11 protein-coding genes and 1 pseudogene are annotated in these 13,030 nt (G+C 61.6%); 5 read left to right on the forward strand and 7 right to left on the reverse strand.

Features of this window, described 5'->3' with window-relative positions:
- Positions 1-94 precede the first annotated feature (94 nt).
- The 4 genes from ACQB61_RS15205 to ACQB61_RS15220 all read right to left on the reverse strand — a co-directional run bounded on the left by ACQB61_RS15205 (position 95) and on the right by ACQB61_RS15220 (position 4,032).
- The gene (locus ACQB61_RS15205; RefSeq protein WP_430513300.1) at positions 95-1,252 is read right to left on the reverse strand and encodes an ABC transporter ATP-binding protein; all 1,158 of its coding nucleotides are present in this window, start codon (positions 1,250-1,252) and stop codon (positions 95-97) included.
- A gap of 101 nt (positions 1,253-1,353) precedes the next feature.
- Positions 1,354-2,442: a polyamine ABC transporter substrate-binding protein gene (locus ACQB61_RS15210; protein ID WP_430513301.1), complete on the reverse strand. Its 1,089-nt coding sequence runs from the start codon at positions 2,440-2,442 to the stop codon at positions 1,354-1,356.
- Between the two features lie 205 nt (positions 2,443-2,647).
- Positions 2,648-3,478 carry a glutamine synthetase family protein gene (locus ACQB61_RS15215; RefSeq protein ID WP_430513302.1) on the reverse strand — a complete coding sequence of 277 codons (831 nt, stop codon included), beginning with the start codon at positions 3,476-3,478 and terminating at the stop codon, positions 2,648-2,650.
- A complete protein-coding gene (locus tag ACQB61_RS15220) occupies positions 3,448-4,032 on the reverse strand; it encodes a hypothetical protein (protein WP_430513303.1) in 585 nt (194 codons plus the stop codon). The genes ACQB61_RS15215 and ACQB61_RS15220 overlap by 31 nt, the downstream gene beginning before the upstream one ends.
- 160 nt (positions 4,033-4,192) lie before the next feature.
- Between ACQB61_RS15220 and ACQB61_RS15225 the strand changes: the two genes are divergently transcribed.
- The 4 genes and pseudogenes from ACQB61_RS15225 to ACQB61_RS15240 all read left to right on the forward strand — a co-directional run bounded on the left by ACQB61_RS15225 (position 4,193) and on the right by ACQB61_RS15240 (position 8,606).
- A complete protein-coding gene (locus ACQB61_RS15225; RefSeq protein ID WP_430513304.1) occupies positions 4,193-4,945 on the forward strand; it encodes a GntR family transcriptional regulator in 753 nt (250 codons plus the stop codon).
- Positions 4,946-5,119: 174 nt separating this feature from the next.
- Positions 5,120-6,529 carry a glutamine synthetase family protein gene (locus ACQB61_RS15230; protein WP_430513305.1) on the forward strand — a complete coding sequence of 470 codons (1,410 nt, stop codon included), beginning with the start codon at positions 5,120-5,122 and terminating at the stop codon, positions 6,527-6,529.
- Between the two features lie 64 nt (positions 6,530-6,593).
- Positions 6,594-7,992 (forward strand): annotated as a pseudogene (locus tag ACQB61_RS15235) (aspartate aminotransferase family protein).
- Between the two features lie 245 nt (positions 7,993-8,237).
- Positions 8,238-8,606, forward strand: coding sequence for a BA14K family protein (locus ACQB61_RS15240; RefSeq protein ID WP_430514383.1), 369 nt, complete (start codon positions 8,238-8,240; stop codon positions 8,604-8,606).
- Between the two features lie 233 nt (positions 8,607-8,839).
- Here the strand turns inward: ACQB61_RS15240 and ACQB61_RS15245 are convergent, their stop codons facing one another.
- Together ACQB61_RS15245 and ACQB61_RS15250 are read right to left on the reverse strand one after the other, a co-directional pair.
- On the reverse strand, positions 8,840-9,301 hold the full coding sequence (locus tag ACQB61_RS15245) for a YaiI/YqxD family protein (protein WP_430513306.1): 462 nt from the start codon (positions 9,299-9,301) through the stop codon (positions 8,840-8,842).
- On the reverse strand, positions 9,298-10,518 hold the full coding sequence (locus tag ACQB61_RS15250; protein ID WP_430513307.1) for an NAD(P)/FAD-dependent oxidoreductase: 1,221 nt from the start codon (positions 10,516-10,518) through the stop codon (positions 9,298-9,300). The genes ACQB61_RS15245 and ACQB61_RS15250 overlap by 4 nt, the downstream gene beginning before the upstream one ends.
- A gap of 222 nt (positions 10,519-10,740) precedes the next feature.
- Between ACQB61_RS15250 and ACQB61_RS15255 the strand changes: the two genes are divergently transcribed.
- Positions 10,741-12,072 carry an HD domain-containing phosphohydrolase gene (locus tag ACQB61_RS15255; protein ID WP_430513308.1) on the forward strand — a complete coding sequence of 444 codons (1,332 nt, stop codon included), beginning with the start codon at positions 10,741-10,743 and terminating at the stop codon, positions 12,070-12,072.
- A 19-nt stretch (positions 12,073-12,091) separates the two neighbouring features.
- On the opposite strand, the gene ACQB61_RS15260 is transcribed toward ACQB61_RS15255, so the two are convergent.
- Entirely contained in the window at positions 12,092-12,868 is a 777-nt protein-coding gene (locus ACQB61_RS15260) for a glycosyltransferase family 2 protein (protein ID WP_430513309.1), read from the reverse strand.
- Positions 12,869-13,030: the final 162 nt, after the last annotated feature.

The following is a 13,030-nucleotide window of genomic DNA, read 5'->3' on the forward strand; positions in this document are numbered from 1 at the left end:
CCCGTCCCTTCCCGATGCTGCCCTGTGCCTTGCAGGCGGGTGGCCTTGCAAGCGGTTGGGCCTTGCGGCTCATGATAATGGTCTTGTCATGGCCTCAGCGTGTGAGGATCACCCCTGCATCCCGCCCCCAGGACAGGACAACCTTGTCATCCCAGCCGATCGGCCGTTCGACGAGACGGGTACGGTTTGTCACGGTCGAGCGCATTGTCACACCCTCGCCCGCACGCGAATGGTAGACGGACATGTCGCCGAGATAGGCAATGTCCCAGACCTCTGCCGCCACCTTGTTGACGGCGCCCGGCTCCTGCGTGCCGTGCTCGATGGTGATCTTTTCGGGCCGCACCGCGTACCAGACGGTTTCCCCTACCGCTGCACCGGTCTCCTGCAACGTATCGATGATGAACCCGCCATGATCGCCGCTGACGGACAGCTTCGTGCCGCCATCGCTGCGCTCCGTCACCGTGGCTTCGATCAGGTTGATATCGCCGATAAAGTCAGCCACGAAACGGCTGTTCGGGGTTTCGTAGATTTCTGCCGGCGTTGCCACCTGAATGATCTTGCCCGCATCCATGACAGCAATACGGTCGGCCATGGTCATGGCCTCTTCCTGATCGTGCGTGACGACAAGGAAGGTCATCTTCAGTTCTTCCTGAAGCGTCATCAGCTCGAACTGGGTTTCCTCGCGCAGCTTGCGGTCCAGCGCACCCAGCGGCTCGTCCAGCAGCAGCACCTTGGGCCGCTTGGCGAGAGAACGGGCGAGCGCGACGCGCTGGCGCTGGCCACCGGAAAGCTGATGCGGCTTGCGCTTGCCGAATTTCTCCAGCTTGGTCAGGCGCAGCATTTCATTCACGCGCGCCGCAATATCTGCCTTGCCCATGCCATCCTGCTTGAGACCGAAGGCAATATTGGCCTCGACGCTCATGTGCGGGAACAGGGCATAGGACTGGAACATCATGTTGACCGGACGGCGGTGGGGCGGCACGCCGGAAAGGCTGTGGCCATCCAGCAGAATTTCGCCTTCGGTCGGTGTCTCGAAACCGGCCAGCATGCGCATCATTGTCGTCTTGCCGCAGCCAGACCCGCCGAGCAGGGCGAAGAACTCGCGCTCGTAGATCTTCAGGCTGAGATTGTCGACGGCCGTAAAGTCACCGAAGCGCTTGGTGACATTGCGAAACTCGATGAAAGGGACCGACTGGGGATTCTCCCAGGGTGCAAAGGACCGCCGTACCGGCCCGATCGGTTTCTTGGCCAAATTCCACCCCCAACGCTACCGGAATTGTCCAGCGTCCCACCCCTTGGGATGCCTCATGATACCCGGCGCAGCCTCACGCTGCGCCGGGTATGAAGTTCGGATCAGCTGCCGCTCTTGACCTTGGTCCAGACGCGGTTCTGAACGCGGTTCACCTTCGCGTCCTTGGTGGACACGGTGTAGAGCTTCTGGATCGTCTCTGCATCCGGGTAGATGGCGGTGTCTTCCAGGACTTCCTTGTTCAGCAGCGGCTGGCTGTCCTTGTTGCCGTTGGCATAGAACACGTAGTTCGAGGCCTTGGCGATGACTTCCGGACGCATGATGTAGTTCAGGAACTCATGCGCTTCGGCAACGTTCTTTGCGTCCGCCGGGATCGCCATGTTGTCAAACCACATCAGCGCGCCTTCCTTCGGGATCGTGTACTGCACCGTCACGCCATTGTTGGCTTCGGCTGCGCGGTCACGGGCCTGAAGGATGTCACCCGACCAGCCCACGGCCATGCAGGCGTCGCCATTGGCAAGCGCATTGATGTATTCCGAGGAATGGAACTTGGTGATGTAGGGCTTGATGGTGAGCAGCAGCTCGCCAGCCTTCTCGATGTCATCCGGATTGTTGCTGTCCGGATCAAGACCGAGATAGTTCAGAGCAGCCGGGATGATTTCTTCCGGCGTGTCCAGCACGAAGATGCCGCAGTCCGCGAACTTGGAGATCACCTCCGGCTTGAACACCATGTCCCAGCTGCCAATCGGCGCGTCAGGCATGCGTTCCTTGATCTTCTCGACATTATAGCCGATGCCGGTGGTGCCCCACATGTAGTTGATGGCATGCTCGTTGCCCGGATCGTACTTGGTCAGGCGCTCGGAGATTTCCGGCCACATGTGCACGAGGTTCGGCAGCTTGGACTTGTCCAGCTTCTGGAACACGCCGGCCTGGATCTGACGGCCAAGGAAGGTGCCCGTCGGAACAACGATGTCGTAGCCGGTGCCGCCGGCCAGCAGCTTGGTCTCGACCGTCTCGTTGCTGTCGAAGACGTCATAGACCACCTTGATGCCGGTTTCCTTGGTGAAGTCGGCAAGGATCGATTCGTCGATATAATCCGACCAGTTGTAGACATTCACCACGCGCTCCTGCGCGGTTGCAGTTCCCGCCAGGATGGCGGTGAGCGCGACACCCGAAAGAATGGCCTTCAACATCTGTTCCGTCTCCACTGATTGCAGCGGGCCTGCGCCCGGTTTTTCTCGCATAGCCGCCAGGCCGGAGGCGAGGCCGCGACCGGCCTGCGTCTATGCCATTGCCATTGAGACTAGAAGCGAAATCTCAAAGGCTCAACAGCTTGATAGGCTCCGGGCGATCATTTTTGCGGCACACTTCCGCCTACCCTTTCAGCACGGTTGCACGTCACAAATATGTCTGCCGCTCCAGACTGGAAATCTCGCGGCCAAAGGCGTTGAGTTCCTCCCGTTTTATGTCTGTCAGCACCTTGTGCATGTGATGGCCAACCGCTTCCTTCATCCGCGACGAAGCCTCAAAGGCATCAATCGCCTCGTCCATCCAGGGCGTCAGGCGCTTGTAGCCCTTATCATAGGCATTCCCCTCCACCGGCGGCGGCGGCATGACACCGGCATTGATGCCTTCCAGCATCCCGGCAATCACACCGGTGAGCACAAGATAAGGATTGGCGTCGGCGCCCGCGATCCGGTGCTCGATGCGTGAGGCTGCCGGTTTGCTGGCCGGAACGCGCAGGGCCACCGAGCGGTTGTCATAGCCCCAGCAGATTGACGTGGGCGCATAGGAGCCAGGCTGCATGCGCCGGAAGCCGTTGAAGGTGGAAATATAGAGCAGCAGTGACTGGGGCATGGTGTCCAGCAACCCGGCAATGGCATGCTGCAAGCGGTTTTCGCCCTCCACCGGATCGGCAAATATGTTGCCCAGTTCGTTCTCCAGCGACACATGCACATGCATGCCGTTTCCGGGCCAGTCCACGAAGGGCTTGGCCATGAACGAGGCCTTTAAATTGTGTTTGCGCGCAACACCCGCCACGAGCCGTCGCAGCAGCACCGCATCATCTGCCGCCATCAGTGCGTCGCGCCGGTGATGCAGATTGAGCTCAAACTGACCGGGCGCAGCTTCCGATACGGCGGCATCGGCTGGAATGCCCTGCAACTCTGCCCCGCGGCGGATCTCATCCACCAGCGTCATCAAGGATTCCAGATCCGACAGGGCATACATGTTCTGCCGGGCCGGACCGAGATGGGTGGCAAAACCGGCTTGGGCGGACCACTCCAGTCGCCGTCGCTTTCCTCGAAGAGATAAAACTCAAGCTCGAAGGCCGCCGTTGCCGACAGGCCGTGGCTGGCCAGCTTGCCGTTCATCCGGTCCAGCACATGGCGCGGGTCGATAAGGAAAGGCTTCCCCTCCCGGTCATACATGTGCATCAAGACCTGCGCCGTCTTGCGCTCGGCCCATGGCGCCAGCGTCAGCGTGCGGGCGATAGGCCAGCAGACGCCGTCCATGTCCCCGGTCTCGATGTGAAGGCCGGTCTCCTCCACCTCACGCCCCCACACGTCCACGCCAAACAGGGCGAAGGGCAGCGCCACCCCTTCCTCGAATACCTTGCGGATGGCCGTGCCAGGCAACCACTTTCCACGCAGCACACCATTGGTGTCGGGCAGGATTACCTCGAAGGTGTCTATGTCCGGGTGCTCAGCCAGAAAGCGCTCCAGCACCTCCTCCCAGCCCTCATCCTCCGGGCGCACCCAGGTCTGGCGGGGAATCGTATGCATGATGGCTCTCCTTCCGGCGTCAGCGGCATCCGGCTGGCCTTGTGGCCCGCAGTTGCACCGTGAGACAAATTGTGATCACGTTGAACCAAACCTGTCAAGCGCAGCTGCCCAAACGGCAATCGCGCCTGCCAGACATGCAAGATCGAAAGGGCAAGCCACAGTGGCGAAGACCGGAGCCTCGAACGAGCCCCCGCCAGCGGGGGCAACAGCACACCGCCCGCCGGAGAAGGGGCTGGAACCAGCAGCAGAACGCAGCGTGGCGCGCAGCCATGTGGACCGCAGCATCCGCCATGCCTTGCTGACCGGCCGTTTCATCCCCGGCAAGGCCGTCACCCTGCGCGGTCTTGCGGCCGAACTGGGTGTCAGCCCCATGCCAGTGCGCGAGGTCATTCAGCGCCTTGCTGCCGAAAACGCCCTGTCGATCCGTACCAATGGCCGGGTTCAGGTGCCGGACATGACACCGGAGCGCTTCGACGAAATCCTGCGCGCCCGTCTGCTGCTGGAGCCGGAACTGGCCCGCCGTGCCCTTCCCGCCCTTGGGAAGGCCGATGCCAAGGACCTTGAAGACATTGACAACCAAATGGATGTCAGCATCGCCAGCGGCGATGCCGAAGGCTACATGCGGCTCAATCACGCCTTCCATTTCCGCCTCTATTCCGCCGCCCGCTCTACTGTGCTGCTGCCGCTCGTGGAAAGCCTATGGCTGCAGTTCGCCCCCTTCATGCGTACGGTCTATGGCCGCCTTGGCACCGCAGTTCTGGTGGACCACCACAAGGAGGCCATAACCGCCATCCGCCAGCACAAGGACGAGGCTCTGGCTGCCGCAATCGCCGCAGACATCCAGGACGGCATGGACTTCATCGAGCAGGCTCAGGGACGGAACGGACACCCGGCCCGCACAGAAAACAGTTGACCAGCCACATTTTGTGATCACAAAATCAGGCCGAATGAACGGACGAGGATACGGCTCATCAACCGGCAAGAGAAACCGGGCAGCCTGCATCTGCTTGACGGAACGCCATCCGGGCGCAAGATGCCTGCGCCCGGCGTTGCAATGCGGCATGCGCCAATCCGGGCTGACACCGATATGCAGGAGCCCAGCGTGAGCAAGAAGAAGAAAGCCCAGCCCGTGACGAGCCCGCGCGGCGTGGCTGATATGGCGGCGGCCCAGACCTGGCTTGCCGACCGTGGCATCGAGGACATCGAGTGCATTGCGCCGGACCTGGCCGGCGTGGCCCGCGGCAAGATGATGCCGACGGAAAAGTTCCTCACCGGCCCGGTGATGACGATGCCCTCATCGATCTTCGCCCAGACCATTTCCGGCGACTATCCGGAAGACGATGACCGTTTCCAGCACAATCCCATCGACGGCGACCTCTATTTCCGCCCCGACTACTCGACGCTGACCACCGTCCCATGGGAAACCGATCCGACGGCCCAGCTTATCCACGATGCTTACACCCGTGATGGCATTCCGGTGGAAACGGCACCGCGCAACGTGCTCAAGCGCGTGCTCGGCCTTTATGAGGAAAAGGGCTGGCAGCCGGTGATCGCGCCGGAAATCGAGTTCTATCTGGTGCGCCCGAACACCGATCCAGATTATCCGCTGGAACCGCCGACCGGCCGCTCTGGCCGCCCGGAGGCTGGGCGCCAGTCCTACTCCATTTCGGCGCTGAACGAATTCGATGACCTCATCGACGACATCTACGACCTGTCCGAAAAGCAGGGGCTGGAGATCGACACGCTGATCCACGAGGAAGGCGCGGCGCAGATGGAAATCAACCTGCGCCACGGCCATCCGCTGGAACTGGCCGATCAGGTGTTCCTGTTCAAGCGCACCATCCGTGAAGCAGCGCTGCGCCACGACATGTATGCCACCTTCATGGCCAAGCCCATGTCGAACCAGCCAGGCTCGGCCATGCATATTCACCAGTCGGTGACAGACCTGGAAACGGGCCGCAACATCTTCTCCAACGCAGACGGTGACGCCACCAACGAGTTCCTGTCCTTCATCGCCGGCCACCAGGAGTATCTGCCTCATGTAACGTGCCTGATGGCGCCTTACGTGAACTCCTACCGCCGCTTCTCCCGCAACACGGCAGCGCCGGTCAATGTCTACTGGGGCTACGACAACCGCACGGTCGGCCTGCGCGTTCCCTATTCCAAGCCGGATGCGCGGCGCCTCGAAAACCGCGTACCGGGCTCGGATGTGAACCCCTATCTCGCCATCGCGGCGTCCCTCGCCTGCGGCTATCTCGGCATCGAGGGCAAGCTGCAGCCGGATGAGCCGCGCATGTCCGATGCCAGCAACATCCATCAGTCACTGCCCCGCGGCCTGATCGAAGCGGTGACGCTGTTCGAGGAATGCGAGGAACTGACCGAGGTCTTCGGCGAAAAGTTTGTCGCCACCTACCGGGCGATCAAGCAGGAAGAGTTCGAGACCTTCATGTCCGTGATCAGCCCCTGGGAGCGGGAATACCTCCTGCTCAATGTCTGAAATCCCGCCGGGCAGGAGCGCAACTCCAGCCCCTGCCCGGCCATAACGCCCGACGGAGCCTGAAATGACCGGTGTATCCAACCGCTACCCGACCGCAGAGCTGCGTGCCCTTGATGCGGCACATCATTTCCATCCCTTCACGGATACGCTCCAGCTCAACGCGGAAGGCAGCCGGGTGATCACCAGTGCCAAAGGGGTGTGGCTGACGGATCTCGGACGGCAACCGTATTCTCGACGGAATGGCAGGCCTGTGGTGCGCCCAGATCGGCCATGGCCGCGAGGAAGTGGCCGAGGCGGTTTACAAGCAAATGCTGGAACTGCCCTACTACAACACCTTCTTCAAGACGACCCATCCGCCCGTCGTTGCCCTTTCCGAGAAGCTGGCGGAAATCTCCCCACCGCAGTTTAACCGCACTTTCTTCTGCTCCTCAGGCTCCGAGGCAAACGACACCGTGTTCCGCATGGTCCGCTTCTACTGGGACCAGATGGGCAAGCCGGAGAAGAAGGTGATCATCGGCCGCTGGAACGGCTATCATGGCTCGACGCTGGCCGGCACCAGCCTGGGCGGCATGAAGGCCATGCATGAGCAGGGCGACCTGCCGGTGCCGGGTGTGCGCCACATCGACCAGCCCTACTGGTTCGGTGAAGGTGGCGACATGTCCCCGGAAGACTTCGGCATCGCCGTCGCCCGCCAGCTTGAGCGTGCGATCGACGAAATCGGCGAGGACAAGGTGGCCGCCTTCATCGCCGAGCCCATTCAGGGCGCAGGCGGCGTCATCATTCCGCCCTCGACCTACTGGCCGGAAATCTCCCGCATCCTGAAAGAACGCGACATCCTTTTCGTCGCCGACGAGGTGATCTGCGGATTTGGCCGCCTCGGCACCTGGTTCGGCTCCGAGTATTTCGGCATCGAGCCCGATCTGATGCCCATCGCCAAGGGCCTGACCTCCGGCTACCTGCCCATGGGCGGCGTTCTGGTGTCCGACAAGGTGGCGGAGGGTGTCATCGGCAAGGGTGGCGAGTTCTATCACGGCTACACCTACTCCGGTCATCCGGCCTGTGCCGCCGCTGCGCTGGTGAACCTTGAAATCATCCAGCGCGAGAAGCTGGTGGAGCGGGTGGCCAATGACATCGGCCCCTATCTGCAGGCCCGTTGGCGGGCGCTTGGCGATCACCCGCTCGTAGGCGAAGCCCGTATGACCGGTCTCGTCGGCGCGCTGGAGCTGGTGCCGGAAAAGGGCAACCGCAAGAACGCCTTTCCAGACACCGGCACCGTCGGCACCCTCTGCCGTGACATTTCCTTCGGCAACGGGCTGATCATGCGCGCGGTGCGCGACAGCATGATCATCTCTCCGCCGCTGGTCATCAGCCACGACGAAGCCGACCAACTTGTCGCTTTGGCCCGCAAGACGCTGGACGACACCTGGGCAGAACTCAAGCGTCAAGGCAAGGTCGCTGCTTGATGTAAGGCTGCATTTCAGAACCAGACAGGCCCCCGCAAGCCAGCGCTTGCGGGGGCCTTTATCTTCCCGGCTCCTTGCCCAGCTCATGCCATAAAATCGGGCGAGCATAATCTGCCGCAGCGTGACCTTCATCACAGTGGAACAACACGGCTGCGGCTACGTTGTCACCATGAGCTGCAGGCAGTGCTGCCAGTCCGGATCATCCGGAAGAGACAGAACATGCCGGAGAAGGAGGGCTTGCCATGTTGAACAGAACAGTCAGGATCGCATCTGCGTCACTTCTGTCGGCGGCTGTCGTGCTTGCCGCCGTGTCTACGGCGGAAGCTGGCCGCCGCCACCGCCATCACGGCTGGGAAACCGGTGCGGCGGTTGTTGGCGGACTTGCGGCAGGCGCGCTCATTGGATCCGCGCTTGCGGCGCCGCGCTATCCGGCGCCTGTTTATGCAGCCCCGCCCCCGCCGCCGGCTTATTACCGTCAGCCCGCGCCGGTCTATTACCGTCCGGCTCCCTGGAGCCCGGCATGGTATCAGTACTGCTCGTCGCGCTACCGTTCGTTTGACCCGAGAACCGGCTATTTCCGCAGCTATTCGGGCCGCTACGTGTTCTGCCAGTAGGCCAAGGCATTTTCAGCAGGACGTTGGCAAGGATGGCACGCCATCCCCACACCAGACTTTTCGGCTTCGAATTTCGAGGAGGCGGCCTTATTGCAGGCCTGCGCTGTCAGGAGGCGCAATAATCAGGCACTTGTCTGGTTTGCCCAAATCTTGTCTGGCGGACAACCGCCAACTCAATCGGCCCTCGCTCACTCAAGGCGAGGGCCTTTTCCGTTCCTGCTGCAAGACTGATTTTAGGACTGTCCGCCCGGCGATGCTCTCAAGGCACCACGCACGGCGCTTTCCAGTGCCTGCAGAAAGCGGGACCGGTCTTGCCGGGAGAAGGACGGACCACTTTCGCGGATCTCGCCAATTTCACGCAGATGGGTCTTCAGGTCCCGCATGGCCAGCGCCAGACCCACGTCGCGGAACGGCTTCCCGGAAGGCCCGAGCACACTGGCACCAGCCTTGACGCAACGCGCTGCCAGCGGCACATCCGCCGTCACCACCACATCGCCTGGGCCTGCACGCTCCGCAATCCAGTCGTCGGCGACATCCAGCCCCTCGGACACCACCACACGCTCCACCAGCTCGCTGACAGGCAAGCGCATGAAGGCGTTGGACACAAAGATCATGCGCAGACCATGCCGCTCCCCGACGCGCACCACCTCGTCCTTCACCGGGCAGGCGTCCGCGTCGATGTAGATGACCGTCATGCAGCAGCCTTTCCTGAGCCCAGATAGGCGAGAATGCCTTCGGCAGCCGCCATTCCCGTTGCAAAGCAAGCCTGAAGCAGATAGCCGCCCGTTGGCGCCTCCCAGTCCAGCATTTCACCGGCGGCGAAGACACCGGGACGCTGGCGCAGCATCAGGCCGTCATCAAGCGCGCCGAGCCGGATGCCACCGGCCGTCGAGATCGCCCGTTCCATGCCGCTCGTACCCGTCAGCTTCAGCCGCACCTGCTTGATCGCCGCAGCAAGAGCCTCCGCCGTTCCATCCTGCGGCGCCACCGATTCCCGCAAGAGTGCAATCTCCAGCGGTGAAAGCCCCGCCGCCTTGCGAAGGAAAGTGGAAAGCGACTGCTTGGCCCGCGGCCTCGAAAGACGGGCAGACAGCGCTGCCATGTCCATATCCGGGCGCAGGTCAATGAAGAGCACGGCCTCTCCTTCGCTCGCGATCGCCTCGCGAAGGGAGGCCGAGAGGGCATAGACCGCTCCACCTTCAATACCCGTTCGGCTGATCATGGCCTCACCGCGCTGGCGGATATCACCATGCGCAAGCTCAATACGCTTCAGCGGCTGACCGGCAAAACGCTCAGCTAAGAACGGTGACCAGTTGCACAGGAAACCGCAATTGGATGGGCGCAGCGGCGCCACATCAACACCCCAGCCTTCAACAACGGAGAGCCAGTCGCCGCGCGAGCCAAGGCGGGGCCAGCTGCCACCACCCAGCGCCAGAAGCGTGGCACGGGAAGGCAGTGCGTCCAGCGAGCCATCTTGAGTGCGAAAGAGATTGCGGCCTTCGGCGTCCTGCCCTTCCCAGGTCTGACGCAGACGGAATGTAACCCCCTGCTTCTCCAGGCGGGCCAGCCAGGCACGCAGCAGCGGCGAGGCCTTCATCGCCCTCGGAAACACACGTCCGCTGGAGCCCACAAATGTCTCCTGCCCCAGCTCTTCGGCAAAACGCTGGAGAGCTTGCGGATCAAACCGGCGAACAAGCGGCTCAAGAAAGGAGCGGGCACTGCCGTAGCGCCCGAGAAAGCCGTCGATGTCTTCGGAATGTGTCAGGTTCAAACCGCCCCGGCCGGCCAGCAAGAACTTGCGCGCGGGCGATGGCATGCGATCAGCGATCACCACCTTATTCCCGGCTGCCGAAAGTTTATCCGCAGCCACCAAACCCGCAGGACCAGAACCTACGATTACCACATCCGTCATTTTACCAATTCATCCTGATTTTGCAGACCATAAACTTGCGGAAGAGGACAATTTTACGAGAAAAATTCACTTTTCCCTTCGGTTACCTCTAAAAATTTGCAGCAAACAGGATTTTATTAGCAAATGAGGCCGCTTGCTGTAGTCAAGGTCAAGTCCGGCTAGAATCGGTGTCCATCGTGACCCGTCTGCCAGCACTCCGGCCCAGAGCATGGAGAATACAGCATGCCAGACACGCAGAAGCTTATTCTCGTTGTCGATGCAGACGTCAAGGTGCTGACGGCGTTTCAGCAGCTGCTGGGGAGCAAGTTCCAGATTGTCACTGCCCGCAGTGCCCTGGAGGCAACCGCTTGGCTCGAACGCAATCCGTCTGCTGCTGTCGTCATTTCCAGTCTCAACCTGCCGGACATCAACGGCGTCGAGTTTCTCAGGTCCGTCACCGATTTCGCACCTGTCGCGGCGCGCATCATGCTGACGGCAGACCGCTCTCTGGACGTCGCCAGGCGTGCAGTCAATGAGGCCAATGTCCTCATGCATCTGCTGAAACCCTGCCCGGCCGAGGAGATCGAAAACGCCATCCGGTCAGGCCTTGCCTATCACAACCGGGTTCTGAAAGAGAAAAGCCTGCTGGAGAAGACCCTTTCCGGCTCGGTGAAGCTCTTGATCGACATGCTGGCCCTGTTTCATACGGACGCCTTCCGCAAAACGACCCTCATGCGCCAGCAGGCACTGAAGGTGGCCAAGGCGCTTGGACTGAAGAAAGTCTGGGAACTGGAAATGGCCGTCATGTTCTCGCCGCTCGGCGAGGCGCTGCTGCCACGGGAAATCCTCTCCCGCTACCGCTCGGCAAAGACCCTGACGGACCCCCAGCGTGAGTTGCTGGCCCGCGCCCCGGAACAGAGCCGGGACCTCCTGCGCAACATTCCCCAGTTCGAGCGGATTGCCGAGGTGCTGTATTATTCAGGCAGAGGCTTTGATGGTTCGGGCTTTCCAACGGATGGCCCGATCGGCAAGGACATACCGCTGCATTCGCGCATTCTGAAGATCCTGATCGACCTGTGGTACGCCAGCCCTGACACGGGCGTGGATCTGGCTGCCTTCGAAGCGCTGAACATCAACCGGCGTCAGTATGACCCTGCGCTCCTGAAAGTTGTCCGAGCCTGCCTGCTGGAAACAGACACTGAACTTAGTGAGCGCTTCCAGACTGTCGCCTGCCATATCCGCGCCCTGCGGCCCGGGGATATTCTCATCGACGACATCATCACCGATGGCAGCCATGAACTTGTCCTGTCACGCGGTCACCAGCTCACGGAAACGACCATCAAGCGCCTGTCGCAGTTCGACCGCCTGACTGGCCTGCGCCAGCCCATCCGGGTGAAGCGGCAGGAAGTTCTGTTCGCAGACCCTGCGTCTGGTGTGCCCTCCCCTGCGCCGGCCTCAGCGGCCGATCGAAGCAAAATGCCGTCACCGGGACAGGGGCAGCAGGTCCACGCCCAACTGGACGGCTCACAGCAGCAACAGGGAATGGCCACAGAGACAGAAAGCCTGATCGGCTAGGCGGACGGACCCAGTGCCCTCAACTGGACGTCCGCTGCTTGTCGAGCATCTTGAGGATCCGCACGAAACGGCCGAAGGACTGGATCGTCGCAAAGGCATAGCCCTTCCAGCCTGCAAAAATGAAGCGCCGCATGATCAGGTACTTCAGCATCTCGACTGGAAATTCAGTGACAAGACGCAGGCGCAGCAGCAGCCCGTTCTTATTCTTCTGCGTGGCAGCCGCCAGGTCTGACGTGTAGTTCAGCTTGGCAATCGCGTGGCCCCAGGTGCGGAACGAGAAGTGATGCTGGCGGCCCATCAGGATGCCGGTTGTGAAGCCCTTATCCACATCCATACGGTCATAGGAGGGCTCCAGCCGGATTCGGGCGTGTTTCAGATTGTAGAGCCTCGGCACCTTGCGGAAGTCGGCGAAGGGGCGCGGCTTGTCATCCCCTGGCAGAACGATGGTGTTGCGCACCAGATAGCAAGCATGCTGCGGCTCGCCGTTCCGGAACAGGCCCACAATCTCCTGCCGCAGCTCCGGCGTCACAACCTCGTCGGCATCCATGTAGAAAACCCAGTCATTGCGGCACTGCTTTTCGCCAAAGCTCCGCTGCGGCCCAAATCCAGCCCAGGGATTGCTGATCACCCGCGCCCCGAATGACTCGCAGACTGCAACCGTGTCATCGGTCGAGCCGGAGTCGATGATGATGATCTCCCGACCCAGCCCCTGCACGCTCTGCAAGGTACGGCCAATGCGGTCCCCTTCATTGAAGCAGCGGATCAGGACGGAGATCGGGGCAGAAACGTCAGACATGCGGCCACCAGACGGGAGAAGCGGGCTTGAGAGCAAACGGCAGCCGGAAGCACTGTGTCACGGCCTGCCCGGCTGCGAGGTATTGCGGAAAAGTTTGATCGGATCAAGCGGGATGGATAAACAGGCCCTCACAGCGAAGCCCGCTGGGCAGTATGCCTCAGC

The sequence above is a fragment of the Pannonibacter phragmitetus genome (genome assembly GCF_050510895.1).
GTDB classification, from domain to species: Bacteria; Pseudomonadota; Alphaproteobacteria; order Rhizobiales; family Stappiaceae; genus Pannonibacter; species Pannonibacter phragmitetus_B.